Origin of the sequence: Diaphorobacter aerolatus, from assembly GCF_014489535.1 — a bacterium.
Lineage (GTDB): Bacteria > Pseudomonadota > Gammaproteobacteria > Burkholderiales > Burkholderiaceae_C > Diaphorobacter_A > Diaphorobacter_A aerolatus.
In genome coordinates, this window is sequence record NZ_CP060783.1 from 410,417 (window position 1) to 437,066 (window position 26,650).

General features: G+C 61.9%; 20 protein-coding genes and 8 pseudogenes. 9 read left to right on the forward strand and 19 right to left on the reverse strand.

Annotated elements, in window-relative coordinates; translation table 11 throughout:
• Positions 1-13: 13 nt before the first annotated feature.
• From H9K75_RS01965 to H9K75_RS01990, 6 genes and pseudogenes are all read right to left on the reverse strand, one after another.
• Positions 14-697 (reverse strand): electron transport complex subunit RsxB, encoded by a 684-nt coding sequence (locus tag H9K75_RS01965; protein ID WP_187724565.1) that lies wholly within the window; start codon positions 695-697, stop codon positions 14-16.
• A gap of 18 nt (positions 698-715) precedes the next feature.
• Entirely contained in the window at positions 716-2,023 is a 1,308-nt protein-coding gene (locus H9K75_RS01970; RefSeq protein ID WP_187724566.1) for a polyhydroxyalkanoate depolymerase, read from the reverse strand.
• A 220-nt stretch (positions 2,024-2,243) separates the two neighbouring features.
• Positions 2,244-3,340 (reverse strand): annotated as a pseudogene (locus H9K75_RS01975) (GTP pyrophosphokinase).
• 61 nt (positions 3,341-3,401) lie between these two features.
• A pseudogene (gene dusA / locus H9K75_RS01980) lies at positions 3,402-4,447 on the reverse strand (tRNA dihydrouridine(20/20a) synthase DusA).
• 9 nt (positions 4,448-4,456) lie between these two features.
• A pseudogene (locus H9K75_RS01985) lies at positions 4,457-6,314 on the reverse strand (AMP-dependent synthetase/ligase).
• Positions 6,315-6,437: 123 nt separating this feature from the next.
• Positions 6,438-7,073, reverse strand: coding sequence for a GntR family transcriptional regulator (locus H9K75_RS01990; RefSeq protein WP_187724567.1), 636 nt, complete (start codon positions 7,071-7,073; stop codon positions 6,438-6,440).
• 358 nt (positions 7,074-7,431) lie between these two features.
• Here H9K75_RS01990 and scpA point away from each other — a divergent pair.
• From scpA to H9K75_RS02035, 8 genes and pseudogenes are all read left to right on the forward strand, one after another.
• Positions 7,432-9,599: pseudogene (gene scpA / locus H9K75_RS01995) on the forward strand (methylmalonyl-CoA mutase).
• Entirely contained in the window at positions 9,596-10,612 is a 1,017-nt protein-coding gene (gene meaB, locus H9K75_RS02000) for a methylmalonyl Co-A mutase-associated GTPase MeaB (RefSeq protein ID WP_187724568.1), read from the forward strand. Before scpA ends, meaB begins: the two are co-directional and overlap by 4 nt.
• A 64-nt stretch (positions 10,613-10,676) precedes the next feature.
• Positions 10,677-12,208 (forward strand): annotated as a pseudogene (locus H9K75_RS02005) (acyl-CoA carboxylase subunit beta).
• Entirely contained in the window at positions 12,178-14,283 is a 2,106-nt protein-coding gene (locus H9K75_RS02010; protein ID WP_264293945.1) for an acetyl-CoA carboxylase biotin carboxylase subunit, read from the forward strand. Before H9K75_RS02005 ends, H9K75_RS02010 begins: the two are co-directional and overlap by 31 nt.
• Before the next feature lie 193 nt (positions 14,284-14,476).
• Positions 14,477-15,204: pseudogene (locus H9K75_RS02015) on the forward strand (sulfite exporter TauE/SafE family protein).
• A 68-nt stretch (positions 15,205-15,272) separates the two neighbouring features.
• Positions 15,273-16,094, forward strand: a complete 822-nt coding sequence (locus H9K75_RS02025) for a YdcF family protein (RefSeq protein WP_404826398.1) — start codon at positions 15,273-15,275, stop codon at positions 16,092-16,094.
• A gap of 92 nt (positions 16,095-16,186) precedes the next feature.
• Positions 16,187-16,657, forward strand: coding sequence for a VOC family protein (locus H9K75_RS02030; RefSeq protein ID WP_187724571.1), 471 nt, complete (start codon positions 16,187-16,189; stop codon positions 16,655-16,657).
• Between the two features lie 15 nt (positions 16,658-16,672).
• Positions 16,673-17,092: a PaaI family thioesterase gene (locus tag H9K75_RS02035; RefSeq protein WP_187724572.1), complete on the forward strand. Its 420-nt coding sequence runs from the start codon at positions 16,673-16,675 to the stop codon at positions 17,090-17,092.
• A gap of 79 nt (positions 17,093-17,171) precedes the next feature.
• Here the strand turns inward: H9K75_RS02035 and H9K75_RS02040 are convergent, their stop codons facing one another.
• From H9K75_RS02040 to H9K75_RS02080, 11 genes and pseudogenes are all read right to left on the reverse strand, one after another.
• Positions 17,172-17,990 (reverse strand): alpha/beta hydrolase family protein, encoded by an 819-nt coding sequence (locus tag H9K75_RS02040; RefSeq protein WP_226858461.1) that lies wholly within the window; start codon positions 17,988-17,990, stop codon positions 17,172-17,174.
• Positions 17,987-18,373: a hypothetical protein gene (locus H9K75_RS23330; protein WP_226858462.1), complete on the reverse strand. Its 387-nt coding sequence runs from the start codon at positions 18,371-18,373 to the stop codon at positions 17,987-17,989. Before H9K75_RS23330 ends, H9K75_RS02040 begins: the two co-directional genes overlap by 4 nt.
• Positions 18,370-18,927, reverse strand: a complete 558-nt coding sequence (locus H9K75_RS02045) for a VOC family protein (RefSeq protein WP_187724573.1) — start codon at positions 18,925-18,927, stop codon at positions 18,370-18,372. The genes H9K75_RS23330 and H9K75_RS02045 overlap by 4 nt, the downstream gene beginning before the upstream one ends.
• 47 nt (positions 18,928-18,974) lie before the next feature.
• Positions 18,975-19,259: an ATP-binding cassette domain-containing protein gene (locus tag H9K75_RS23335; protein ID WP_226858463.1), complete on the reverse strand. Its 285-nt coding sequence runs from the start codon at positions 19,257-19,259 to the stop codon at positions 18,975-18,977.
• Positions 19,235-19,687: an ATP-binding cassette domain-containing protein gene (locus H9K75_RS23340; RefSeq protein ID WP_226858464.1), complete on the reverse strand. Its 453-nt coding sequence runs from the start codon at positions 19,685-19,687 to the stop codon at positions 19,235-19,237. Before H9K75_RS23340 ends, H9K75_RS23335 begins: the two co-directional genes overlap by 25 nt.
• Positions 19,680-19,847 carry an ABC transporter ATP-binding protein C-terminal domain-containing protein gene (locus tag H9K75_RS02055; RefSeq protein WP_187724574.1) on the reverse strand — a complete coding sequence of 56 codons (168 nt, stop codon included), beginning with the start codon at positions 19,845-19,847 and terminating at the stop codon, positions 19,680-19,682. The genes H9K75_RS23340 and H9K75_RS02055 overlap by 8 nt, the downstream gene beginning before the upstream one ends.
• Positions 19,838-20,464: an ABC transporter ATP-binding protein gene (locus H9K75_RS02060; RefSeq protein ID WP_187724575.1), complete on the reverse strand. Its 627-nt coding sequence runs from the start codon at positions 20,462-20,464 to the stop codon at positions 19,838-19,840. The genes H9K75_RS02055 and H9K75_RS02060 overlap by 10 nt, the downstream gene beginning before the upstream one ends.
• The gene (locus H9K75_RS02065; RefSeq protein WP_187724576.1) at positions 20,461-21,393 is read right to left on the reverse strand and encodes a branched-chain amino acid ABC transporter permease; all 933 of its coding nucleotides are present in this window, start codon (positions 21,391-21,393) and stop codon (positions 20,461-20,463) included. Before H9K75_RS02065 ends, H9K75_RS02060 begins: the two co-directional genes overlap by 4 nt.
• On the reverse strand, positions 21,390-22,274 hold the full coding sequence (locus H9K75_RS02070; RefSeq protein WP_187724577.1) for a branched-chain amino acid ABC transporter permease: 885 nt from the start codon (positions 22,272-22,274) through the stop codon (positions 21,390-21,392). Before H9K75_RS02070 ends, H9K75_RS02065 begins: the two co-directional genes overlap by 4 nt.
• A gap of 12 nt (positions 22,275-22,286) precedes the next feature.
• Positions 22,287-23,429, reverse strand: coding sequence for an ABC transporter substrate-binding protein (locus H9K75_RS02075; protein ID WP_187724578.1), 1,143 nt, complete (start codon positions 23,427-23,429; stop codon positions 22,287-22,289).
• Between the two features lie 90 nt (positions 23,430-23,519).
• Positions 23,520-24,643: pseudogene (locus tag H9K75_RS02080) on the reverse strand (porin).
• Between the two features lie 207 nt (positions 24,644-24,850).
• Here H9K75_RS02080 and H9K75_RS02085 point away from each other — a divergent pair.
• Positions 24,851-25,765, forward strand: a complete 915-nt coding sequence (locus H9K75_RS02085) for a LysR family transcriptional regulator (protein ID WP_187724579.1) — start codon at positions 24,851-24,853, stop codon at positions 25,763-25,765.
• 28 nt (positions 25,766-25,793) lie between these two features.
• Here H9K75_RS02085 and H9K75_RS24510 read toward each other — a convergent pair whose 3' ends face one another.
• Positions 25,794-26,129, reverse strand: coding sequence for a Bug family tripartite tricarboxylate transporter substrate binding protein (locus H9K75_RS24510; protein WP_264294017.1), 336 nt, complete (start codon positions 26,127-26,129; stop codon positions 25,794-25,796).
• Positions 26,126-26,592, reverse strand: a pseudogene (locus tag H9K75_RS24520) (tripartite tricarboxylate transporter substrate-binding protein). The gene H9K75_RS24510 and the pseudogene H9K75_RS24520 overlap by 4 nt, the downstream one beginning before the upstream one ends.
• Positions 26,593-26,650 lie beyond the last annotated feature (58 nt).

A 26,650-nucleotide genomic window follows, 5' to 3' on the forward strand; every position in this document is an offset into this window, starting at 1 on the left:
GCTTGCGTTGAAATCACCCGCGCCGCGCTCGCGCACGTTCGAGCGCGGCGGCGATCATGGCTTTTTTTGGATCGACAGGCTGTGCTTGCGTCGAAGGCGGCAAGGATGCGCGGGGCTGCTCGGGGGTGGTGACTGTGGGCAGGCGGGATGGGCGCGCGACGTGGCGCACGTAGCGCTCGCGTGCATGTTCGGCCTGCTGATCGCTCCATGCCGACCAGCCGGTCGCCGTGCCGCTCAGGTTCTCCAGGCCGATGCAGTCCACCGGGCACACGGGAATGCACAGCTCACAGCCCGTGCAGTGCTCGGCAATCACCGTGTGCATGCGCTTGTTCGCGCCGATGATGGCATCCGTCGGGCAGGCCTTGATGCACAGCGTGCAGCCAATGCACCAGTCCTCATCGATCACCGCGAGCGTGAGCGGGCCTTCAAAACCATTTTCGGGATTGAGCGGTAGCACCGGTTTTCCGGTGATGCGCGACAAGCGGGCGATGCCTTCATCGCCTCCCGGAGGGCATTGGTTGATCGCGGCTTCGTCGGTCGCAATCGCGCGCGCATAAGCCGCGCAGTCGGGATAGCCGCAGCGCGTGCATTGCGTTTGCGGCAGGGCCGCATCAATGACAACGGCCAACCCCTCGAGAGGGTTGGCCGCGTGGCTGATGGAGGTGTTTCCAGTCAAAGGGGCGCGCTGCTCGGGCATGCCCGATGTTATGCCGGATCAGGCTGCCTGACGGTTTGCAGGGGTAGCTGCCTGCTTGACTGCGGGCTGGTGGGCCAGCACGAAGTCACGAACGCGCGGATACACCAGTTCGCGCCAGCGGCGACCGCTGAAGATGCCGTAGTGACCCGCGCCGGTGACCTCCATGTGCGAGCGGTCTTCCTTGGGAATGCCGGTGCAGATGTCCTGTGCCGCTTCGGTCTGGCCGGAGCCGGAGATATCGTCCAGCTCGCCTTCCACGGTCAGCAGGGCGGTGGTCTTGATGTCCTGCGGGCGCACGCGCTCGAGCTGGCCATCGGGCGACTTCACATCCCAGGTGCCTTCGACGAGGCTGTATTTCTGGAACACGGTCTCGATGGTTTCGAGGTAGTAGTCGGCATCCATGTCGAGCACGGCGTTGTACTCGTCGTAGAACTTGCGATGCGCCTCGGCGCTGGCGTCGTCACCGCGCACCAGATCCTTGAAGTAGTCGTAGTGGCTCTTGGCATGGCGATCAGGATTCATCGCGACGAAACCGCTGTGCTGCATGAAACCGGGGTACACACGGCGACCCGCGCCCGGGAATTTCGACGGCACGCGGTAGATCACGTTGTTCTCGAACCAGTCGATGCTGTGCTGCGTCGCGAGGTTGTTCACCGCCGTCGGCGAGCGGCGTGCATCGATCGGGCCGCCCATCATGGTCATCGTGAGTGGCGTCGTCTCGCCGCGCGAGGCCATCAGCGAAATCGCCGCGAGCACGGGAACCGTGGGCTGGCAGACGCTCATCACGTGGCAATTGCCGTAGCGGGCCTGCAGATGGCGGATGAAATCCTGCACGTAGTTCACATAGTCGTCGAGGTGGAATTCACCCTCGGACGTGGGAACCAGACGGGCATTCTTCCAGTCGGTGATGTAGACCTTGTGTCCGCTGAGCATGGTTTTCACCGTGTCGCGCAGCAGCGTGGCGTAGTGACCGGACAACGGCGCGACGATCAGCACCGCAGGCTGATTCTTGAGCGCGCTGAGCGTCGGCGGATCGTCCGAGAAACGCTTGAAGCGACGCAGTTCGCAAAACGGCTTGTCGAGCTCGACGCGTTCGTGAATGGCGACTTCCACACCATCGACGTTGACCGTGGAAATGCCGAACTGCGGTTTTTCATAATCCTTGCCCAGGCGATACATCAGGTCGTAACCCGCGGCCATGCGGTGGGCCACGGTGGTCTGACTGAACGGGGTCTGGGGATTGCTGAACATTTTGGAAGCCACTTGCGCGAGTTCGGCAAACGGTTCCATCAAAGAGCGCTGTGCTTCGTAGAGGGTGTAGAGCATCAGTGAGTCTATTTGGAGTAATGTTGCAGTGCAATATAACAGCGGATTTGCCGGATTGTCAGACAGTGAAATCACCTACTCGCCGTCGGAGTTCAGCTTCTCAGAGGGGCCGGATCACATCTGATCTGCAGATACATTGCAAACATTTGTTATAAAACGACACTACCGGATAAAACTCTGCGTCGAATCGGTTACGAAAGCACCGAGTTTTTCGCCAATCTCAAAGGTTTTGCACCGGCACGTTCACCAAAAGCCACGCCTCGAACGCCTCTCTTGAGCTATTGCGCAGCGCACGGCGGAAAACCGCCTTGTCACCGAGATAGAGGCAGTGGCGGATCACCGTGTACGGGTTGAAGCTGCTGCCGGGGTTTTGCTCGTCGAAGAACTGCTTATAGCGTTTGACCACGGCGATGTTCTCGCGCATCAGGGCGTTGAAGCGCGAGCGCGTGATGCTCGGCACCCAGTCGCGCACGTCTTCCACGAACAGGTCCACCTTGTGTGGATCGAATTCGAAGTCCTTGAAGAAATGCTGCGCGATCTTCAGGAACGTGAAGGCGTTGAGTTCGCTGCCCATGGCCACAGCCTGCCGACGGCTGTCGTCGCCGGTCTCCGGATCTTCCGGATTGGCGGTCTCGTCCACGGCGCGCAGCAGCTCGGCATCGGTGGCATCGCGAATCTGCCGGAATTCGCGGTCGGCCAGCTCAAACAATGCCGAGAGCACATTGATGCGGCGCTTGAGTTCGGCGGGAATCGACTTCTTGTACTTGATCTTGTGGTCCAGCACGCTCCAGGAATCCTGAATGATGGTGCGCACCTGTAGCTCGAACGGAATGTGCGCATAGGCCACGTTTTCCGGCAGCGCGGCCTGCTGCGCGTTGAGGCGCAGATCAAGGTGAAGGCCTTTGTAGCCAAACGAGGCCTCGGTGCTTTCCACGGCGCTGACCTTGTCGGTCACGTCGATCACGTCGAAATACCGGCTGACGATCTCAGCGACCTTTTCCAGTTCATCCTCGTACAGGCAGACCACGCGCAGGCCCACCAGATCGGTGATGTAGTGCTGGATTTCATAGTGCAGGCCCGCTTCCTCCAGCGTCGCCCGGTACTTGCGCGAGAACTTGCGCAGGCATTCCTCGCGGTCCTTGACGCGCCCCTCGACCTTGGAAATCTCGATGCGCTCCCCTTGGCGAGCACCGACTGCAAGAGCGCGATGTAGAACGCACAGGCGTGTTCGAGCACCGGCAATTCCTGCCCGTAATACCGGTGGAACGCGTGTTCCTCGGGCAATAGATCGTTTTCTGTGGGCAAGAAGCTGGGCATGCGCAATACATCCGGAAATTCAGGTCTGCCGTGGCATGAACCAATGGCGTGGGGCTCAAGTCTACCCAGCCATGGCCGCCGCGTCTGCTCGTGACGTGGAAGCGCCGGGCGGGGTTCGCGCAATCTGCATGACCTCGCGCGCGGGCAGCGCTTTCAGCCGATGATCGCTCCACACCTGACGCCAGCGACGCGCTCCGGGCAACCCGTTGCGCAGGCCCAGCATGTGGCGCGCAATCGAGTACCAGTGCGTGCCGTGGCTTGCGGCCTCGGACTCCATGTAGTCGACCATGCGTTCCTCGACCCGCTCCCGCGTGAGGCCATTGGCCGCATCGCCGAAGAAAACCTCGTCCCAGCGCGCCAGCCACCACGGGTTGTGATACGCCTCGCGCCCGACCATCACGCCATCGAGCGACTGCAATTGCGCGAGCACCGCGTCATCCGCCACGAAGCCGCCGTTGATGGCAAATGTGAGATGCGGAAAATCGCGCTTCAACTGCGCCACGACGTCATATCGCAGCGGTGGAATCTCGCGGTTCTCCTTCGGTGACAGGCCCTTGAGCCAGGCATTGCGCGCATGGGCAATGAATACCGTGCAGCCCGCGTCCGCCACCGTGCCGACGAAATCGCGCACAAAGCCATATTCCTCGCCCTTGTCGATGCCGATACGGTGTTTCACGGTCACGGGCACGTTCGTCACCACGTCCACCATCGCCTTCACGCAATCGGCCACCAGTTGCGGCTCATTCATCAGGCACGCCCCGAACGCGCCGCGCTGCACGCGTTCGCTCGGGCAACCGCAATTGAGATTGATCTCGTCATAACCCCATTGCTCACCGAGCCTGGCGCTGTGCGCAAGATCAGCGGGCTCGCTGCCCCGAGCTGCAGCGCAACCGGATGCTCTTCGACGCCAAACCGCAGGTGCCGCTCGACGTCGCCATGCACCAGCGCACCCGTGGTCACCATCTCGGTGTAGAGCAGCGCATGGCGGCTCAGCAGCCGATGCAGATGGCGGCAATGACGATCAGTCCAGTCCATCATCGGGGCGACGGACATGCGCCACGGGCTGAAGCGCGATGGATTCGAAAGGGTTGGTGCGTCGGTGTGCATGCGGTGCGTTCAGCGTCCTGCTGCGGGTTTCTGGTACAGGCCGTCAATGGCCTCGCCGTAGTAGGCCATCAAATTGTTGCGCTTGAGCTTGAGCGTTGGCGTCATGAAGGCGTTTTCGATGGTCCACGTTTCGCGGGTCAGGTGGATTGCGCGTGGCACGGCGTAGCGCGCGAAGCTGGTGGTCTGCCTGGCGATGCGCGTGAGCGCGGCTTGCTCGACTTCGGACTTGCTCAGGTTGGCCGGGTCTTCGGGGTCGAGATTCAGTTCTTGCGCGAGCTTGCGCCATTCCTCTTCATTGATCGACGCAACGCAGGCGATGAAGGGGCGGTTCTCGCCCACCACAAAGGCCTGTGCGAAAAGCGGATCGCCGGTGATGGCCATTTCCAGATCGCCCGGGGGCACCTTTTCGCCGGTCGAGGTGACGATGATTTCCTTGATGCGGCCCAGAATGCGGATGCGATCGCCGTCCACCAGTTCAGCCTGATCGCCGGTGCCAAGCCAGCCGTCTGGCGAGAGAATGCGCGCCGTGTCCTCCGGGCGTTTCCAGTAGCCCTTCATCACGATGGGGCCGCGCACTTGCAGTTCGCGATTTTCGCCGATGCGCACCTCGACGCCGGGCAGCGGACGTCCGACGGTGGAGGGGTCATTGTCGGTCAGCGTGTTGACGGACACGACCGGCGTGGTCTCCGTCATTCCGTAGCCCTGGATCAGCGGCAGTCCAAGGCCCAGAAAGCACTTGGCGATGCCGGGAGAGAGCGGGGCGCCGCCGCTCACGGCAACGCGCACGCGGCCACCGAATTTCTCAAGCAAGGGCTTGGCCACGAGCGCGCGCAGAAGCGGCCAGGGAGTATGCGCATCCAGCCACCGTTGTTCTTGTGGTCCGCATCGTCCTTGGGCGCGGGCAGTCCTTGTCCGGCGCAAAAACGCGTCCAGCCGACGGATTGCGCGGCCTGAAAGAGTTGCATCTTGAAGCTGGAGGCCGACAACACCTCGAGCAGCTTGGCATGCACGCGCTCATAGATGCGCGGCACCGACACCAGAATCGTCGGCTTAACGATCATCAGGTCCTGCGCGATCAACGCGACCGAACGCGCGTAGGCCACGCAGCTTCCCGAGGCAATGGGGAGGTAATAGCCACCGGTGCGCTCGAAGGTGTGGGACAGCGGCAGAAAAGACAGAAACACATCGGACGCCACTGGCGAGATGCGCTGCATCACCGCCTTCACGTCGGCGATCACATTGGCGTGCGTGAGCATCACGCCCTTGGGTTTGCCGGTCGTGCCGCTGGTGTAGACGATGGCTGCCAGATCATCGGGAGCAGGGGGCGGAGGCAGTAATTGGTCTGCGGGGGCGTGCGCCACCCATTCGATCAGCGGCGCTACGGGAATCTGGTGCGAGCGTTTGTCACCGGCGGCGGGCAGCGCCTCGCCTTCGGCAATGATGACCCCGCGCAGATGGGGAAATCCTCGCATACGTCGGCAATGTTCTGCCATTGCTTGCTGTCGGTCAGCACCAGCAGCGCGACTTCGGCGTCGTTGAGGATGTAGGCGATGCTGCCCGGGTTGTCGATGGCGTGCAGCGGCACGGGAACGCAGCCGGTGGCCATGACGGCCTGATCGATGCACATTGCGTTCAGCCCGTTTGGCAGAAGAATGGCGACATGGGCCTTTTCCGGCAGGCCGGTTTCCGCGAGTGCGCGCGAATATCGGGCGATTTCGGTTTCCGCTTCGCGCCAGGTCAGGCTTTTCCAGTCACCATGCGCGTCGCACTGGCGATAGGCCTCCGCGTTGGGGGTGAGGCGCGCGCGCGTGGCGAGCAATGCTGGAAGGGTATGGACGTCTTGTAGTTCGGTGACAGGCGAATTCATGCGGCAACCAGTAGGGGAGACGGTGGCCCGCATGCGACGAGTATGTCGATCTGCACACGGGCATCTAAACCGGCCATCTTACCCATTGGCGGGAAAACCCGAAGCCCGGCATGTCACGCGAGTTCAGCCCGCCGCGTTCAGGCCCTCGGCAAAATGGCTTTGCATGGCCTTGCGCGCCGCTTCGGCGTCACGCGCATCGAAAGCCGCCATCAGCGAGGCGTGCTCGGCGAGCGAATCTGCAATCCGCCCCGATTTGAGCAGCGAATTGTGGCGGCTGAGCTTCATCACCCGGCGAAGGTCCTGCACCATCTGGAACAGCCATTTGTTGCTCGTGGCCTCAAGGATGCGCATGTGAAACTGCTCGTTGATGCCGAAGAATTTTTTGCGGTCAAGCGTCGCCTGTTCCAGTTCGGCGTGCAGCGCATGCAGCTCGGCGCGTTGCAAATCGCTGGCAAATTCGGCCACCCACGCGGCGGCATCGCTCTCGAGCAGCGCGAGCAGGTGGTAGACCTGCTTCATGTCCTCATGCGTGACCTCGGTCACCCATGCGCCGCGCCGCACCTTCATGGTGATCAGTCCCTCCGACGCCAGCACCTTGAGCGCCTCGCGCAGTGGGGTGCGGCTGATGCCGAACTCCTCGGCGATCTTCGCCTCGTCAATCCAGCTTCCGGGCGCCAGTTCGTCAGAGAAGATGCGCTGGCGCAGCAGCTCGGCGACTTCTTCATACAGCGCGCGGGGAGAAAGGGTGGCAATGCTCATAGGTAAGGGTCGCGGAAGTCAATCAAGGCAATGCACTCGCAAGAAAGCTGTAACGCAGGGGGGCAGGAAGCGATGCCACAGTTGCCGCACGAAAATGCTCGACTGCGGGTGATCAGCTTCGCGTTGTCATCGGTAACTCACAACTCGCTAAAATTGACGTATACGTCAATGTGATGCTGACCATCCCGCATTGCATAAATCACGTAGGTGACTAGCCAACGCTCCGAATTTCCTGCAAAGGCATGATAATTTACGCTGAATTCAAAATTTTGGATCAATAATTATGAATTCTATGCGTCTTTTTGCATAATGAAATTTGACCCGAGCGCTCCACTTCTTTCAAAAGACCTCATCTGCCATGACCGAAGCCTCCAAACCCCGTGACAACTTTGCCGCTCCCAGCATGGACGAGTGGCACAAAGCCGCCGCCAAGTCCGCACCGAACGGCGACGTGTCGGCGCTGAACTGGGTCACGCCGGATGGCATTTCGGTCAAGCCGCTGTACACGGCAGAAGACACCCAGGGCCTGCAATACACCAACACGCTGCCCGGCATGGAGCCCTATATCCGCGGTCCGCAGGCCACGATGTATGCGGTGCGCCCGTGGACCATCCGCCAGTACGCCGGCTTCTCGACGGCCGAGGAGTCCAACGCCTTCTATCGAAAGGCGCTGGCGGCGGGCGGGCAGGGCGTTTCGGTGGCGTTCGATCTGGCAACGCACCGTGGCTACGATTCCGATCATCCGCGCGTGACGGGCGACGTCGGCAAGGCCGGTGTGGCCATCGATTCGGTCGAGGACATGAAGATCCTGTTCGACCAGATCCCGCTCGACAAGGTATCGGTGTCCATGACCATGAACGGCGCCGTGCTGCCGGTGCTTGCGGGCTATGTGGTTGCCGCCGAGGAGCAGGGCGTTTCGCAGGACCAGCTCTCGGGAACCATTCAGAACGACATTCTGAAAGAGTTCATGGTGCGCAACACCTATATCTATCCGCCGCAGCCGTCGATGAAGATCATTGGAGACATCATCGAGTACACGAGCAAGAACATGCCCAAGTTCAACTCGATCTCGATCTCGGGCTACCACATGCAGGAAGCCGGCGCGAATCAGGCGCTGGAACTGGCATTCACGCTGGCCGATGGCAAGGAATACGTGAACACCGCCACAGCCAAGGGCATGGACGTTGATGATTTCGCGGGTCGCCTGTCGTTCTTCTGGGCGATCGGCATGAATTTTTATCTGGAGATCGCCAAGATGCGCGCCGCGCGCCTGCTGTGGTGCCGCATCATGAAGGGTTTCAACGCCAAGAAGCCCAAGAGCCTGATGCTGCGCACGCACTGCCAGACCTCGGGCTGGTCGTTGACCGAGCAGGATCCCTACAACAACGTCGTGCGCACCACCATCGAGGCGATGGCGGCGGTGTTCGGCGGCACGCAATCACTGCACACCAATGCGCTCGATGAGGCGATTGCGCTGCCCACCGAGTTCAGCGCCCGCATCGCGCGCAACACGCAGCTCATCATTCAGGAAGAGACCCACATCACCAACGTGATCGATCCCTGGGCCGGCTCCTACATGATGGAAAAGCTCACGCAGGACATGGCCGACGCCGCATGGACCATCATCGAGGAAGTCGAAGCCATGGGCGGCATGACACAGGCCGTGGATTCCGGCTGGGCCAAGCTCAAGATCGAAGCCGCCGCCGCCGAGAAGCAGGCGCGCATCGATTCCGGCAAGGACGTGATCGTCGGCGTGAACAAGTACAAGCTCGCGAAGGAAGACCCGGTCGACATTCTCGAAGTGGACAATGTGAAGGTGCGCGACAACCAGATCAAGCGCCTGAACGACATGAAGGCCAAGCGCGACCAGACGGCGGTTGACGCCGCACTCGCCGCGTTGACCGAATCCGCACGCTCGGGCGAGGGCAATCTGCTCGACCTGGCGATCAAGGCGATCCGCCTGCGCGCATCCGTGGGCGAGGTCTCCGACGCGCTCGAAAAGGAATTCGGCCGCCATCGTGCCGATACGCAAAAGGTGACCGGTGTGTACGCGGCAGCATATGACTCCGCAGAAGGCTGGGAAAAGCTCAAGGCCGAAATCAGCGACGCCGCCGAAAACCTCGGCCGCCGCCCGCGCGTGATGATCGCCAAGCTCGGCCAGGACGGCCATGATCGCGGCGCCAAAGTCGTCGCCACCGCGTTTGCCGACCTGGGCTTTGACGTGGACATGGGCCCGCTGTTCCAGACCCCGAGGAATGCGCCCGTCAGGCGATTGAAAACGACGTGCACGCCGTGGGTGTCTCCACCCTGGCTGCCGGACACAAGACGCTGGTTCCGGCGATCATCGAAGAACTCAAGAAGCAGGGCGCGGACGACATCATCGTCTTCGTCGGCGGCGTAGTTCCCGCGCAGGACTATGAATTCCTGTACGGCGCAGGCGTCAAGGGCGTCTACGGCCCCGGCACGCCGATTCCCGCCAGCGCGAAGGATGTGCTGGAGCAGATTCGAAAGGCTCAAGCGGCGTGACTCCGGCGCAGTTGTTAGAAGGCATCCTGCACGGCTCTGCCGCAGTGCAGCGCCGCGCCATGGCCAAGGCGATCACGCTGCTCGAATCGACCCGCGCCGATCACCGTGCTCAGGCCGATGAACTGCTCACCGCCATGCTGCCGCATACCGGCAAGTCGTTTCGACTGGGCATCAGCGGCGTGCCCGGAGTGGGCAAGTCGACCTTCATCGAAACGCTGGGACTGCACCTGGTTGCGCAGGGCATGAAGGTCGCGGTGTTGACCATCGATCCGTCTTCCACCGTGTCCGGCGGTTCGATTCTTGGCGACAAGACGCGCATGGAGCATTTGTCGGTCAACCCGAATGCCTACATCCGCCCGAGCCCGTCGAGCGGCACGCTCGGCGGCGTCGCAGAGAAGACGCGTGAGGCCATGCTGGTCTGCGAGGCCGCCGCTTATGACGTGGTGATCATCGAGACCGTCGGCGTGGGCCAGAGCGAGATCGCGGTGCATGGCATGACCGACATGTTCTGCGTGCTGCAATTGCCGAATGCGGGCGACGATCTTCAGGCCATCAAGAAGGGCGTGATGGAGTTGGCCGATCTCGTGGTCATCAACAAGGCCGACATCGACCCAAATGCGGCCACGCGCGCCCAGGCGCAGATCACGTCGAGCCTGCGCCTGCTCGCCATGCACGGCAACCCCGATCACGCGCATCACAACGAGGCGCTGTGGCAGCCCAAGGTCGTGCAGATCAGCGCGCTCAAGGGCGACGGCGTCGAAGGCTTCTGGCATGCGGTGCAGGAGTTTCGCCGCCTGCAAACCGCCAACGGCAAGTTGCAGACGCGCCGCGAAAAACAGGCGCTCTCATGGATGTGGGAGCGCATCGACTTTGGCCTCAAGCAGGCCTTCCGCCATCACCCGCAGGTGCGCGAGCTGTTGCCGCGCATGCAGGCCGACGTGTCGGAGGGCCGGATCGCCGCATCGACGGCCGCAAGAACGCTGCTACAGCTTGCCGCGCAGCAGGGCGAATGAGCGGCGCGACAAAACCATCAACACTCAACGCAAAACACCTAGCATTTCACTGAAAGAAGCGACCATGCAAGACATCCTTGAGCAACTGGAAAAAAAGCGCGAACTGGCGCGACTCGGAGGCGGGCAAACACGCATCGACGCCCAGCACAAGAAGGGAAAGCTCACCGCGCGGGAACGCATCGAACTGCTGCTGGACGACGGCACGTTTGAAGAGTGGGACATGTTCGTCGAACACCGGAACACCGATTTCGGCATGGAGAAAACCAAGATTCCCGGCGACGGCGTGGTCACCGGCTACGGCATGATCAACGGGCGTCTGGTGTTCGTGTTCAGCCAGGACTTCACGGTGTTCGGCGGCGCGCTGTCGGAGACGCATGCCGAAAAGATCTGCAAGATCATGGACCAGGCGATGAAGGTCGGCGCTCCGGTGATCGGCCTGAACGACTCGGGCGGTGCGCGCATTCAGGAAGGCGTGGCCTCGCTTGGCGGATATGCCGACGTGTTCCAGAGGAACGTGATGGCCTCGGGCGTGATTCCGCAGATCTCGATGATCATGGGTCCTTGCGCGGGCGGTGCGGTGTACTCGCCTGCGATGACCGACTTCATCTTCATGGTCAAGGATTCGAGCTATATGTTCGTGACCGGCCCGAAGTCGTGAAGACCGTGACGCACGAAGAGGTGACGGCCGAGGAACTCGGCGGTGCCATCACCCACACCACCAGGAGCGGTGTGGCCGACATGGCGTTCGAGAACGATGTCGAGGCACTGATGATGCTGCGCCGTCTCTACAACTATCTGCCGCTCAACAACAAGGAAAAGCCGCCCGTTCGCCCGAGCCGCGATCCGGCAGACCGCGCCGACTTGAGCCTTGACACGTTGGTGCCCGAAAACGCCAACAAGCCCTACGACATGAAGGAGCTGATCACCAAGACGGTGGACGACGGCGATTTCTTCGAGCTGCAGCCCGAGTACGCCAAGAACATCATCATCGGCTTTGCGCGCATGGAAGGCCAGACCGTCGGCATCGTCGCCAACCAGCCGCTGGTGCTGGCCGGTTGCCTTGACATCAAGAGCTCGATCAAGGCCGCGCGCTTTGTGCGCTTCTGCGATGCGTTCAACATTCCGGTCGTCACCTTCGTGGACGTGCCCGGTTTCATGCCGGGCACCAGCCAGGAATACGGCGGCATCATCAAGCATGGCGCGAAGCTGCTCTACGCGTATGCCGAATGCACGGTGCCCAAGATCACCGTCATCACGCGCAAGGCCTACGGCGGCGCGTATGACGTGATGGCCTCCAAGCACCTGCGCGGCGACGTGAATCTGGCCTGGCCGCACGCCGAAATCGCCGTGATGGGTGCCAAGGGCGCCGTGGAAATCATCTTCCGCGAAGACAAGAACGACCCCGTCAAGCTCGCCAGGCGCGAGGCCGAATACAAGGAGCGGTTCGCCAACCCGTTCGTTGCAGGCGCGCGCGGCTTCATCGACGATGTGATCCTTCCCCACGAAACCCGCAAGCGTATTTGCCGCTCGCTCTCGATGCTCAAGAACAAGCAGATCGAGAATCCGTGGCGCAAGCACGGGAACATCCCGCTCTAAGAAGAAATACGCACGGAGATTCCATTCATGTTTACAAAAATCCTGATCGCAAACCGCGGCGAAATCGCCTGCCGCGTCATCGCCACCGCCAGAAGATGGGCATCAAGACCGTGGCGGTCTATTCCGACGCCGACAAGGAAGCGCGCCACGTCAAGCTCGCCGACGAGGCCGTGAATATCGGCCCGGCGCCGAGCCGCGAGTCCTATCTGCAAGCCGAGAAAATCATCGCCGCCTGCAAGCAGACCGGTGCGCAGGCCGTGCATCCCGGCTACGGTTTCCTGTCGGAAAACGAGGCCTTTGCCAAGCGCTGCGAAGACGAGGGCATTGCCTTCATCGGCCCCAAGGCGCATTCGATTGCGGCCATGGGCGACAAGATCGCTTCCAAGAAACTCGCCAACGAGGCCAAGGTCAACACGATTCCGGGCTACAACGATGCGATTGCCGGACCCGACGAGGCCGTGGAAATCGCCAAGAAGATCGGCTACCCGGTGATGATCAAGGCCTCGGCCGGCGGCGGCGGCAAGGGCCTGCGTGTGGCGTTCAACGACAAGGAAGCGCACGACGGTTTTGCAAGTTGCCAGAACGAGGCACGCAACAGCTTTGGCGACGACCGCATCTTCATCGAGAAGTTCGTGCAGGAGCCGCGCCACATCGAAATCCAGGTGCTGGGCGATTCGCATGGCAACGTGATTTACCTGAACGAGCGCGAGTGCTCGATCCAGCGCCGTCACCAGAAGGTGATCGAAGAAGCACCGTCGCCGTTCATCAGCGACGCAACGCGCAAGGCCATGGGCGAGCAGGCCGTGCAACTCGCGAAGGCGGTGAAGTACCAGTCCGCAGGCACGGTGGAATTCGTGGTCGGCAAGGACCAGGATTTTTACTTTCTTGAAATGAACACCCGCCTGCAGGTGGAGCATCCGGTCACCGAATGCATTACCGGCCTCGACCTCGTCGAGCAGATGATTCGCGTGGCCGCCGGCGAGAAGCTCATGCTCACGCAGGCCGACGTGAAGCGCGAAGGCTGGGCGATTGAATGCCGCATCAACGCGGAAGATCCGTTCCGCAATTTCCTGCCATCCACGGGCCGTCTGGTGCGCTTTCAGCCGCCGGAGCAGAACATGTTCCAGTCCGAAGCAGGCATCAAGGACGGCGTGCGCGTCGATACCGGTGTCTACGAAGGCGGCGAGATTCCGATGTACTACGACTCGATGATCGCCAAGCTCATCGTGCACGGCAAGGATCGCAACGACGCCATTGCACGCATGCGCGAGGCGCTCAACGGCTTCGTGATTCGCGGCATCAGCTCGAACATTCCGTTCCAGGCCGCGCTGCTGGCGCATCCCAAATTCGTCACGGGTGACTTCAACACCGGCTTCATCGCCGAGAACTATGCCCACGGCTTCAACGCCGAAGACGTGCCGCACCAGGACCCCGACTTCCTCGTCGCGCTGGCCGGTTACATGAACCGCCGCTACCGCGCACGCGCATCGGGCATCAGCGGGCAGCTCACCGGCCACGAGGTGCAGGTGGGAGCGAAGTTCACCGTGGTGGTGCTTGGCGCAACCGGCGACAACAGGCATTACCCGATCGAGGTGACCGACTACGACCTGGCCACGCGTTCGAGCACCGTGACCGTCAACGGCAAGCCGTACTCGATCCGCAGCACCGCAGGTCTCGGCGACGTGCGCGTGCAGGGCGAATGCAATGGCAAGCCATTCACCGCGCAAGTGGAGCGCGGCACGGCCAAGAACCCGCTCGCGCTGCGCGTGATCCACAACGGCACGCAGATCGACGCGCTGGTGCTCTCGCCACGCGGCGCCGAACTGCACGAGCTGATGCCGTTCAAGGCCCCGCCCGACATGTCCAGGTTTCTGCTCTCGCCCATGCCCGGCCTGCTGGTTGACGTGGCCGTGCAGCCGGGCCAGAAGGTCCAGGCTGGCGAAAAGCTCGCCGTGATCGAGGCCATGAAGATGGAGAACATTCTGTTCGCCGCGCAGGATGGCGTGGTCAGCAAGGTGGTTGCCAGCAAGGGTGAATCGCTCGCCGTGGATCAGGTGATCGTCGAGTTCGAGTGATCGCTGATCGCTGAATGAAGAAAGCCGCAGTCGATCAGGGTTGCGGCTTTCTTTTTTCAAGCCATCAACGCATTCAACCCTTTGACCAAGCGCTTCGGCCTGGAATCGGTTACTGAGAAGAAAAGGGGGCGCAAAAATGGAGACACTGCTGGTCTACGTGGCGCTTGGGGTGGGGGCGGGCCTGCTTGCCGGAATGCTCGGCGTGGGAGGCGGTCAGGTCGTCGTGCCCGGCCTGCTTTATCTCTTTCACGTGAACCATTTCCCTGAGCAGCATCTGGTGCATCTGGCGCTGGGCACGAGTCTCGCGACGATTGCCGTGACCTCGCTGTCGTCCGCGTGGTCGCACTACCGGCTCGGCTCCATCGACATTCCTTTGGCGCGGCGCATGGCGCCGGGGATCGTGGTCGGCGCGGTTATCGGTGGGCTGATGGCGGGATTGTTTCCCAGCCATGCGCTCAAGATCGGGTTTGGCGTGTTCCTGATTCTGCTGGGAGTGCAGATGGCGTTCGCGCTCAAGCCGAGGCCGGGGCGCGATCTGCCGGGCAGCCTGGGACTGTCGATGGTCTCGGCAGCCATCGGCTGGGTCTCCGCCATCGTCGGCGTCGGGGCGGCAGCATGGTGGTGCCTTACCTCACCTGGTGCAACGTAGACATGAAAACCGCCGTGGGAACGGCTTCGGCTTGCGGCTTCTTTCTGGCAGTTGCGGGCATGGTCGGCTATGTGGCATCGGGCTGGAATGCGCCCGGTCTGCCCGAGTACAGCGTCGGCTATGTGTACCTGCCTGCATGGCTGGCGGTTTCGCTGCTGTCCATCCTGTTCACCCGCGTCGGCGCGACGCTCGCGCATCGCTTGCGGGTCACGAGTCTCAAGCGCATTTTCTCGGTCTGCCTGCTGGTTGCGGGCGTGCGCATCCTGCTTTGAATAGAAGGGGCGGTGTCTTCAATATCGGAGAATGCCCCTCTGCGCCTGCCATCTGCCCGTTCGTTCCCTTGAATAACACCGCCACCGCTCATTCGCCGAGGAAGATTCTCCAACCGCCGTGGCTGCGTGCGCTTTGCAGCGTGATCGGTATATTGCTGCTGGGTGACGCGCTCGTGCTGATGATGTACGGGATGTTCAACGTCGGCATCATCGTTCCTGCCGTGACTGGCACGGCGCTGCTTTGCATGGTGATCTGGCGGGGCCGGATTTCGCTGGCGCTTGAGCGGCACGCGCTGCTGCGCCGTTTGTGGCGATTGGGATGGATGGTATTCGCCCTCTGGCTGATCAGCCTGCTCGCGTTCTGGCTGCGGATCGCGCAGCAAACGCATGACGACAAGCCTGCCGCAGCCGTCGATGCCATCATCGTGCTGGGCAGCGCCACGCGCGACGGTCAGCCTTCGCAAACGCTGGCGCAGAGGCTGGATGTGGCCGCGAGGCTGGCCAGGGCGCAGCCAGCCGCGCTGGTGGTGACGAGCGGTGGTGTCGATTTCGGCGAGGTCGAAAGCGAAGGCCGGATCATGTCGCGTTATCTCGAGCAGAAGCATGGCATTGCGCCGCAGCGCCTGATCATGGAAGAGAAAAGCACCAGCACCGCGCTGAATCTTTCACTGAGCCTTGCATTGCTGGCGGAACGCGGCGTCTCGTCCAATTCCTCCATTGCAATCGTCACCAGCGACTTCCACACGCTGCGCGCGCTCGGGATTGCGCAGAAGGCCGGATTGACGAACGCACACACGGTGGGAGCGCCCACGCCGCTTTCGATCCGCTTCAATGCCTGGTTGCGCGAGTATTTTGCGGTGGCGAGCAGCTGGCTGCTACGCGAGTTCTGAAAAGCACCGAAAATGCAGACTGACCGAGCGGCTGGCTGACGGATGGGCCGCAACCTTCACGAAGAATCATCAACCCAAGGAGTACTAATCAAATGGCGAGCGAACAACGTCCTTTCCGCGTTTTGGGAATTCAGCAGGTAGCCATCGGCGGCACGGACAAGGCGCGCATGAAGACACTGTGGGTGGACATGCTGGGCCTTGAACAGACAGGCACCTTCCAGAGTGAGCGCGAGAACGTGGACGAAGACATCCTCGCCATGGGCAAGGGCGCGATGAAGGTCGAGGTGGACATCATGCAGCCCATGGACATCGACAAGAAGCCGGCCGTGCACACCACACCGCTCAACCACATCGGCCTGTGGATCGACGATCTTCCAAGAGCCGTGGAATGGCTCACGGCCAAGGGCGTGCGCTTTGCGCCTGGTGGCATTCGCCCCGGCGCTGCGGGTTACGACATCACGTTCCTGCATCCCAAGAGCAACGAGGAATTTCCGATTGCGGGCGAGGGCGTGCTGATCGAGCTGGTGCAGGCTCCTGCCGACGTCATCGCCGCTTTGGGTTGAAAGGAGCGCAGCAGAATGTCCAGCCACGTTGATCAGTTCAATACCGCGAGTGAGGGCACCTTGCCAGGTTTGCTCGGCATCCGCGCCGTCAAGGCCGCGCGCGGCGAGCTGCACACCGAAATGCCGGTGCGCGCCGAGCTTATGGCGCCCAACGGCTATCTGCACGCGGGCAGCCTCGTCACGCTTGCGGATACCTCATGTGGCTACGGTTGCCGTGCCATGCTGCCCGAAGGCGCGAACGGTTTCACGACCATCGAACTCAAGTCCAACCATCTTTCGACCGCCCGCGAGGGTACGGTGGAATGTGTGGCAACGGTCGTCCATGCAGGCCGCACCACGCAGGTCTGGGACGCCGTTGTCAAGCACCGTGAAACCGGCAAGACCCTGGTGGTGTTTCGCTGCACGCAGATGATTCTGTATCCAGTGCCCAGGTAGAGACCGCTGCCATTCAAGCCGATGCCCCGCTCGTCGGGGCATCGGCTTTTGGGGCGCGCTAACTCCATCGATCAACCAGTCAGTCAACGAAGCCGCGCTCCGCAAGCCACGCAAGACAGAGCGCTGCGGCTTGCTCGCGTTGATCGGGCTGGCCGATGAAATAGTGATTGGCGCCTTTCAGCACGGTAAAGGTTTTGTCCTTGGCGGGCACGGCGTCAAAGATCTGGCGCACATGGGGCTGCGGCACGGCGTCGTCGGCACTGTGTTCGATTGCAAGGAACGGAACCGTGAGCGATGCCGCGCAGCGCACGCCGTCCGCATGGGTGTCTTCCGGCGACCATTGCGAGAGCCAGGAACGCAGCGTGGAAAAGCGCGCAATGCCGATGGGTCCGTTGTTCACGGTTTCGGGAACGCCCATGAAACAGGTGCCTTCGGGACGGTCATTGGGCTCGATGCTGGCATCCAGAAATCGCGGGTCCGCGAGCGTGCGGTGTGTGACGAAGCCGCGCTCCACCTCATTGCCGCCGCGTCGGCGCAGCGCCGCCAGCGTTTCCTTGACCCAGTCCGTGCGGCGCTGAAGCCTCGCGCGTTGTGCGCTGCGAAAGTGCGCGAGGAAATCGGCATCGAACGGAGTGCGACGGTCGGGCGCGTAGAGATCAAGCTCCGGGTCGATCCGCTCGGGGTTGTTTTCGTCGAGCACGCTGGGATCGATCCACTCGGCCAGCATGCGCGCGCGCCCCGTGTGTGCCGCCTGGAAAATGAACGCGTCAGCCGCGGGCAGCCTGGTATTGGCAATGCCGCACGGATCGCCCGCCGCGGTCTTCTCGATGGTTGGTTTTTCTGCCTGCGACTGGTAGAGCAGCGACAGCGAGCCGCCGCCCGACCAACCGATGATCACGACCTTTTCGTAGTTCCAGACCTCACGCGCATGGCGGATATAGGCCCGAGATCGAGCACCACGCTTTCCATGATCAGCGCGCTGTCGTTGCGCTGGTAGCGGCTGCCGGCGCACAGCACGTGCGCGTCCTGACGCGCGAGTTCGCGCGGCATGGGCAGAAGCTGTAGGGTCGTGGCCGGATGCATGAACACCAGCAGGGTTTTCGAGGGGCGCCCCACGGGCGTGTAGCGAATGCCCTCAAGGTTGACCGTTCCGAGCGTGCCGACGAATCCATAGACGTCCTTGTAGGCGTTGGTTTCGTTCAACTGAAGATGCACCCACTCGGTCTGCACCGCGTACTCGACGAGGCGAGTCCGGTCGTCGGATGTTCGTGCGTGCGTCAAGGCTGACCTCCTGAGGACGTTGGTTGGCCAGCGCTCGACGCCAGCCGGGCTTGCTTTTCGATGTTCCATGCGGCGCAGGCTTCGTGTGCTTCCTTGCGGTAGCGTTGATGTTCGATGGCGTCGGCCGTGTCGGTGGTGAGTTCGAGCCGGATGCCATTGGGGTCGAAGAAATAGATCGAACTCACGAAGCCGTCGTGATCGACCGGCCCGATGACATCGATGCCTGCATCCACGAGCCGCTTGCGCGCAAGCTCGACCGCCTCGACGTTGTCGACCTTGAGCGCAAGGTGATTGGCCCAGCGCGGCGTGTTGGGGGAGGGCAGCGGGAGCGTGTTGTTGCCAAGGTCGAAAAACGCCACGCAGCTTCCGTCGTGCATCTCAAAGAACAGATGCACGTAGGGGCAGTGTTCCTGCGTGCTTGGAATGATGTCCTGGCGCACCACGTGGATCAGCGGCAGGCTGAGCAGGTCTTCGTAGAACCGGCGCGTCTCCTCGGCGTCCCGGCAACAGTAGGCAAAGTGGTGAAGCCCTCGAATCGGTGTGAATGCTTTCATTTCAGTACCTCGTGAATGGATTCGGAATGGATATCGCCAGTTCCGCCTCAGGCGGACGCGAAATAGAGTTGGGAAAGGTCTTCGCGCGCGGCCAGTGCCTCGGCGCGGTCGGCACAGACCACGCGGCCCTTGATGAGCACATAGGCGCGGGTGCTGTGTTGGAGTGCGATGTCAAGCTTCTGCTCGACCAGCAACATCGTCAAACCGGACTCCTTCAGGACCAGCAGCGCCTCGAGGATCAGTTGAACCACCTTTGGCGCGAGGCCCAGAAACGGTTCGTCGAGCAGCAGCACGCGTGGCCGGGACATCAGCGCCCGCCCGATGGCGACCATCTGCTGCTCCCGCCCGAGAGCGTTCCCGCAAGCTGATCGCGACGTTCCGCGAGACGCGGGAACAGCTTGAAGACACTCTCCAGACGCTCCGCGACGGTGTGCCGGTTGCGGTCCGCCAGGCGAATGCTTCCCAGCATCAGGTTGTCGATCACCGACAACGGCGTGAACACGTGTCGGCCCTCGGGCACGAGCGCAAGGCCGTGCGCTACGATACGATGGCTGGGCATTGCGAGCAGATACTCACCGTCCATGAGCACCTTGCCCGAACGCTCAGGGAGCGTGCCGGTCAGCGCGGCCAGCAGCGTGGACTTGCCGGCACCATTGGGGCCGAGCAGGGCCACGGTTTCGCCGCGATGCAGTTGCAGATCGACGCCGTGGATCACCGGCGTCATTCCCCAGCCGCCCGAAAGTGCGTGCACGTCAAGCATGATGTCGTCCTCCCATGTGGCCGAGATAGGCCTCGATCACGGCCGCATCCGCCTTGACGAACTGCGGGTCTCCGTCGGCAATCTTCTTTCCAAAGTTCAAGACCACGAGTCGTTCCGCCACATCCATCACGAGCGGCATGTCGTGCTCGATCAGCAGCACGGCGACACCTTGCCCGGCAACGCTGCGCACGATGTTCGCGAGATTCGCGCATTCGGAATGCGTGAGCCCGGCGGCGGGTTCGTCGAGCAGCACCAGCCTGGGCCTGGATGCGAGACAGCGCGCGACTTCCAGAAGCCGCCCTGACCGAACGACAGCGTGTTGACGTCCAGGTCCCGGCAGTGCGCAAGACCGACGAATTCGAGCAACTCCAGTGCGCGATCCCGTGCTCCCTGCTCCTCGCCGACGTGCTGGCGAACCTGGGTCAGCGTCTTCCAGAGCGGCCTTTGCAGGCGCGCGTGCATCCCCACCATGACGTTCTCGATGATCGACATTCCGGCAAACGGATGGTTGTGCTGAAAGGTTCGCGCGATTCCGCGCCGGGCGACCTCGTGCGTTGCTAGATGGTTCATCGGCACGTCGTCAAACAGGATCTCGCCGTCGGATGGCGCGAGCGCTCCCGCGATCATGTTGAACGTCGTGGATTTGCCTGCGCCGTTCGGGCCGATCAGGCAGACGATCTCTCCAGCGTGTACCTCGAGATCGAGCGCGGAGACCGCGTGCAATCCGCCAAAGCTGCGCGACAGATTTCTCGTCCTGAGCAGAACGGGAGTGCTCATGATCGGCCTCCGATGTGCTTGAGGCGCTGGCCCAGGCCGATCAGCCCGCGAGGCTCGAGCAGCACGATCAGCACCACGACGACACCAAACACCAGCACGTGGTAGTGGCCGATGACCGGAGCCAGATAGAGCGGCAGTGCAAACACCAGCACGGCACCGATGATCGCTCCCCACATGCTGCCGACACCGCCGACGACCACGGCGAACAGCAGCAGAAACGAGTATTCGACGCCGAATGCGGCAGGATTCACGTTGCGATCAACGAACGCGTAGCACATGCCTGCGGCTGCGGCCATGACACTCGTGGCCATGTAGGCAACGACCTTGGTGCGAACCACGTCGATGCCCATGGCTGCGGCGGTGTTCGGGTCATCGCGCACGGCTCTGCAGGCGCGCCCGAAATACGAACGATCAAGCGCGCGCAGGGCGGCAACGGTGCCGAGCAGCAACACGGCGATCACGGCGGTGAACGGAAGCCCCTCTGCGCGGATGCCGAATACCGACGGCACGGGGTAGTTGGCCAGTCCATTGGCCCCGCCGGTCAGCGACCCACCCTCGTGCTGCAACACGGTGACCAGTTGGGCGAGCGCGAGCGTTGCCAGCGCCAGGTAGAACCCGGTCAGTCGCGTCGAAGGGATGGCGACCGCCAGTGCGATCAAAGCGCACAGAACCAGCGCCAGCACGGCGGCCACGGACACCGGCAGTCCTGCCTGATAGCTGAGAATCACGACCGAGTAGGCACCCAGGCCGTAGAAGGTGAAGTGCGAGAACGCAAGCTGTCCCGCCACCCCAAAGAGAAAATTGAAGCTCAACGCCATGGAGACCCAGATCAGCAGCTTGCGGTACACATCGGTCTGGTAGGGGCCCATGGGAATGGCGATCACCACCAGCACCAGCAGAAGGCAGAAATAACGGATGCTGGTTTTCATCGTCCTGCCTCCGCGCGGCCCAGCAGGCCATGGGGTTTGAACAGCAGGATGCCGATGAGCAGCACCAGCGGCACCGCCATCGCGAGCCCCGAGGCGATTGGCAGATAGCGAATCGCCAGTTGCTCGGCAAGGGCCAGGACGATTCCACCGATCAGCGCGCCGGACACCTTGGTCGCGCCACCAATCACGAGTGCCGTGAAGCCCTGGATCGCCAGCGGCAGTCCCATCATGTAGTGCGCCGAGGTCATCGGTGCCACCAGCAGGCCCGCAAGCCCTGCGACCATGGCACCTGCCGCGAACGACAACGAGGTCACGCGTGAAAGCCGTATGCCCATCAAGGCTGCGGCGCGCCGGTTCATGGCGACGGCAGCGAAGGTCTTGCCGATCAGGCTGCGCTCAAAGAACAACCACACCCCGGCGAACACCACGAGCGTGACGACGATGGTCAACAGGCTTTGGCAGCTTCCCGCGATCGGCCCGATTTCAACGCGGCCAAAGCCCAGGCCAGGCGGGACGTTGTAAGGGTCCGGGCCGAACGCGAGCGACAGGCATTCGCGCACCACCACCAGCATGCCGAGCAGCACCAGCACGGCAGCCAGCGGCGGCGCCTGGCGCTCGATGAGCGGACGGATCACCGTGCGTTCCGTGGCCCAGCCGGCGGCAAACATGAAGACCAGAACGGTCAGCGTGCCCACCATGTATGGCAAGTCGAACCGCGACAATGCGAGATAACCGGCGAAGGCTCCTAGCGCCGCCCATTCGCCGACCGCAAAATTGATGATCCCGGTTGGCCGTGTGATCAGCAGATAGGACAGTGCCATCAGCCCGTAGATGCAACCGCTTGCCGAGGCGCTTACCAGCAACTCAAGTAGATCCTGCATGTGGGTGCTCTCTCAACGTGTGCCGACGTGCATCACGCGACCGGCCTTGTCGCCCTCATACACACGCACGACCAGCCCGTTCGGGTCGAAGCCGGTCCGCTTGCCGGGCGCAAATGCGTATTGGGAGCCCTTGGCACCCACCACGCCGGCATACCCCTTGGTTGCCTGCATGGCGTCCCGCACCCTGGACTTGTCCGTGCTGCCAGCCCTGCGAATCGCATCCGCCACCAGCATCATTCCGTCATAGCCGTAGCCGCTCAGGTTGTCGGGCTCGCTCCCATGGGACTTCGCAAAGGCTGCGACATAGCGCTGTGTTTCCGACTTTCCGGGATCGACGGCATCGACGAAAGAGACGCCATCGAGAAGTCCCTTGGCGACCCTTGGGTACTGAGACGAAGAGAGATTGAAATTTCCGAGAATCGGAGACTTGAGTCCCAGCAGTCGGTAAGAGCGCAGCATCAGCGTGTTCTCGGGAACCAGCACACCGGTGAAGAAGATGGCATCGGGGTTGGACGCGCGAATGCGCTGCATCTGTGCGTCGGCGCTGTTGGCACCGCGTGGTACCACCTCTTCGCTCACCACCTGGATATTTTCGGCCTCGATTCCACTTTTGAATGACTGCTGCGTAAGCTGTCCCAGCGCCGTGTTGTCACCAATGAGGGCGACACGCTTATAGGCCTTGCTGCGCGCGAACGCCAGAAGGGTCTTGATCTGCGCGGAACCCAGCGGGCCGGTCTGCCAGAAATTCGGGTTGGCAATCTGGGTGGTGAGCGTGTCGCCGCTGTTGCTCGGCGTGATGTGCGGCGTACCGGTTTCCACGGTCACCGACTGCGCCTGCTGTGTAGCCGAGGTCAGCGAGATGGAGAGTATGAACGCGGCTCCCGAATCGACGAGCTTTCTCGCGGCGGTGGCGGACAGGTCGGGGCGGCCTTGGTCATCTTCGATCAACAACGTGACCGGTTGCCCGAGAATGCCGCCCGCGCCGTTGATTTCTTCCGTAGCAAACTCGACGCCCTTCAGCACCGGGTCTGAATAGGCCTTGGCGGGGCCGACGCGGTCGGTGATGACGCCGATCTTGATGGGCGAGGGCGGGGCGGCAAGGCTGCCACCGGCCACCATCGCGGCGAGGGTGAATAGGGCCAGGCGCCGCTTCATGGGTATTGGTGATAGGTATCGCATGTTTGTCTCCTGTGCTGATTTTTTCGCATGCTGGCCGTGGCCAGCCTTGTTCATCGACTTCGAGTTTCAGAACCGGTGCCACATGCCCACGGACAAAGCCGAGACATCGGCTCCGGCGCGGGCCGGAGTGGCAACGACCGTGCTGCCCCACAGCCAGTTGCTGCTGGTGGCGTTGTTGTTCAGACGTCCCCAGGCCGCATAGAGGGCCGTGCGCTTGCTCAGCGCATGTTCGAAGGCCAGTCCCATCGTGAGCGCCTTGCCGTTCTCCACACCGTCCATGTGCCGGTACCGGCTCAGCATGAGCTGCGTGATGACAGTGTTGTTGGGAGAAACCGGTATGCGCGCGCCAAGCCATCCCGACTCCGAGCGCAGCGTGGTTGCAGCGGTCACCTTGAGGTTGTCGGTGGATGGAGTGAACCGGTAGTAGCCGCCGAAAAGCTTCACGAGGCTAAAGTCATACGCACCGCCAACGGCCCACGATTGCTGCCAATCGGGTGTTGCGCCCGCAGGAATGTCGGCCGCAAACTGGCGGCCCCGATGAACCGCAACGCTCGCGAAAGCCGGACCGCTCTGATAAGCGAGACTGGCGCCGATGGAGCGGCCCGCCGACTTGATTTCGTCCCCGGATGAGCCCATGACCCGTGCGGTCCAGGCGCCGTAGGTGCTGGAATAGAGCAGCGAGTTGTTGATGCGCGCTGCGGCCTGAAAGCCACCGGTAGCGGGCGTGGCGTTGGGACTTTGCTGGCCGATGCCGGTTCCCTGCGAGTTGCCCCAGTAGGTCTGACCGAAAGCGTCCGATGCGGCGATCAGCGTATTGATCGGTGAATACTGCCTACCCGCAGAGACGCTCCAGTGGGTCCCGAGAGTCCCAGGTAAGACTGCCTTCCGAATGCAGAACCGCCTTGCTGCAGCGTTCCCGTATCGGCAGCGAGCCCTTGTTCGAGCAATACGTTGGCCTTGAGGCCACCGCCGAGGTCTTCCGTGACCCTGAAGCCCAAGCGGGATCCGTAACCGGCACCCGAATCCAGGCGATTGGTTCTGAGTCGCTCGACCGGGTCATGTGACGTCGTGGTGGTAATCGACGCATCCACGATGCCATAAATCGTGACGGTTGATTGACTGTGCGCCAGTCCGGACGCTGCAGCGGCGAGCGGCAAGCAGATGGCGATTGGAATCGCACGTAGGTACATGGTTGTCTCCTTGGATTTTTCTAGGGAATGCTCTGAAGCGTTTTCAAACTGTCATCTCTCTTTTTCAATGCTTTTTTTATCGTTGAATCGATCTTCTGCATCTTGCGGAAAAGTATAGAAATACAGGGTTGTCGCCACAATACGAACGACTTATTTGTGGTATCAAGTAAATTGATACCACGATGCTTAGACAGGGGTGAATAAAAAATGGATCTTCGAGACTTCAATCTCAACCTGCTTTTTGCATTTGATGCCGTGGAACGCCATCGCAGCGTTTCGGCAGCCGCGCAAGAGCTGGAATTGACACAACCTGCGGTGACTGCGGCATTGAACAAGCTGCGGATACGTTTTGAAAATCCGTTGTTCGTTCGCACCTCCCACGGCATGCACCCGACACCGCGCGCGATGGAGCTGGCGCCTCATATCAAACGCATCCTCGAAGCCGTGCGACGGCTCGACGAGCCCGACACCTTCTCGCCGAAGACGACGAAAAATCACTTCAAGATCTATGTGAACGATGTGGGATTGGTCGCGGTGCTGCCCCGCGTGGTGGATCGCCTGAGTCACGAGACACCGAATACGCGGCTGACGGTGCTCGATATTCGCCAGGACGAAGTGGTCAGCGCGCTCGACAACGGCGAGATCGATCTGGCGATCGGCCATTTCTTTGACGTGCCGAATTGGGCGCGCCAGCAGTTTCTGCGCAGCACGCCCTATGTGTGTGCAATGCGCAAGGATCATCCGGTGATCAAGGACAGCCTGAGTCTGTCGCAATTTCTCGGATCACGTCACGCGCTGTACTGGACTCACGGATCTACATACGGCCGACTGGACGAAGCGCTCGCGAGAAGAGGGCACACACGCGACATTGCCCTGCGCATGCCGCGTCTGGGTGCGCTGCCATTCGCGGTGGCGATGTCCGATCTGCTGGTCACCCTTCCGGAAGATTTGGGCCTGGTGTTTGAAAAGCTCTTGCCGATCAAGCTGCTTCCCGTGCCGCTGTCAGTACCGGATATCCAGGTCAAGCAGTACTGGCACGAGAGATTGCACGCCGATCCGATTCATGAATGGTTTCGTAACCTGGTGAAGAACGTCATCAGCGAGGTCAAACTGCGCAAGTGAGCCGAAAGGCTCATGTCGCGCCGGAACGTCAATCGAGCCTGACGTTGGCCGATTTGACGATGGTGGACCAGCGCTCGATGTCCGAGTGCAAGGCCTTTTCGAACTGCTCCCGCGTTTCGACAATGGGAACTGCACCGAGTTCGCTCCAGCGTTTTTGCGTCTCCGGGCTGTCCATGACCTTTTGAAGCGTGGTCTGTAGCTTCGCCAAAATGGCCGGTGGCGTTTTCGCGGGCGCCATGATTCCATACCAGGACGACATGTTGAATTGCGGCACTACCGATTCACCCACCGTAGGCACATCGGGAATGATCGGCAGTCGCTGCGATGACGTTACGGCCAGGGCCTTGAGCTTGCCGGTCTTTATGAACGGCCCGCCGTCGCATAGGCCGTGACCATCAGCGGCACATTGCCGGCTACGGCGTCGGTGATCGCCTGACCACCGCCTTTGTAGGGAACGTGAACGAGTTTTGCGCCGGTTTTCACCTTCAGCAGCTCGCCGACTAGATGCCCGCGCTGCCAACACCCGCCGACGAGAAGTCGAAATTCTCCGCCCCGGTTTTGCTGCGGCCCACGAGTTCCTGAAGGGTGTTGACCTTGAGCGTGGGTGAGGCCACGATGACCAGTGGCACCATCGCGATGCGGCTGATCGGGATGAAGTCCTGCTCGGGCTTGAAGGGCAGGTTGGCGTAGAGCGCGGGATTGATGGCCATGGTGCCATCAGCCGCGAGCAAAAGCGTGTAGCCATCCGGCGCGGCCTTCGCGACCGCGTCGCTGCCGATGTTGCCATTGGCACCGGGTCGATTTTCGACGAATACCGATTGCCCCAATGCGTCCCGAGCTTGGCACCGACGGCGCGGGCGAGCACGTCACTCGTTCCCCGGCAGC

What these genes read in the sequence shown, in the direction of transcription:
- H9K75_RS23340 (WP_226858464.1), bottom strand. Translation starts at nt 19,687, where the DNA reads ATGCTTGACGTGCACGCACTTTCGGGCGGCTGGGGAATGACGCCGGTG.
- H9K75_RS01965 (WP_187724565.1), bottom strand. Translation starts at nt 697, where the DNA reads ATGCCCGAGCAGCGCGCCCCTTTGACTGGAAACACCTCCATCAGCCAC.
- H9K75_RS01970 (WP_187724566.1), bottom strand. Translation starts at nt 2,023, where the DNA reads ATGCTCTACACCCTCTACGAAGCACAGCGCTCTTTGATGGAACCGTTT.
- H9K75_RS02035 (WP_187724572.1), top strand. Translation starts at nt 16,673, where the DNA reads ATGTCCAGCCACGTTGATCAGTTCAATACCGCGAGTGAGGGCACCTTG.
- H9K75_RS02045 (WP_187724573.1), bottom strand. Translation starts at nt 18,927, where the DNA reads ATGAAAGCATTCACACCGATTCGAGGGCTTCACCACTTTGCCTACTGT.
- H9K75_RS02075 (WP_187724578.1), bottom strand. Translation starts at nt 23,429, where the DNA reads ATGAAGCGGCGCCTGGCCCTATTCACCCTCGCCGCGATGGTGGCCGGT.
- H9K75_RS01990 (WP_187724567.1), bottom strand. Translation starts at nt 7,073, where the DNA reads ATGAGCATTGCCACCCTTTCTCCCCGCGCGCTGTATGAAGAAGTCGCC.
- H9K75_RS02065 (WP_187724576.1), bottom strand. Translation starts at nt 21,393, where the DNA reads ATGAAAACCAGCATCCGTTATTTCTGCCTTCTGCTGGTGCTGGTGGTG.
- H9K75_RS02060 (WP_187724575.1), bottom strand. Translation starts at nt 20,464, where the DNA reads ATGAGCACTCCCGTTCTGCTCAGGACGAGAAATCTGTCGCGCAGCTTT.
- H9K75_RS02030 (WP_187724571.1), top strand. Translation starts at nt 16,187, where the DNA reads ATGGCGAGCGAACAACGTCCTTTCCGCGTTTTGGGAATTCAGCAGGTA.
- H9K75_RS02070 (WP_187724577.1), bottom strand. Translation starts at nt 22,274, where the DNA reads ATGCAGGATCTACTTGAGTTGCTGGTAAGCGCCTCGGCAAGCGGTTGC.
- H9K75_RS02085 (WP_187724579.1), top strand. Translation starts at nt 24,851, where the DNA reads ATGGATCTTCGAGACTTCAATCTCAACCTGCTTTTTGCATTTGATGCC.
- H9K75_RS23335 (WP_226858463.1), bottom strand. Translation starts at nt 19,259, where the DNA reads ATGGTCGCCATCGGGCGGGCGCTGATGTCCCGGCCACGCGTGCTGCTG.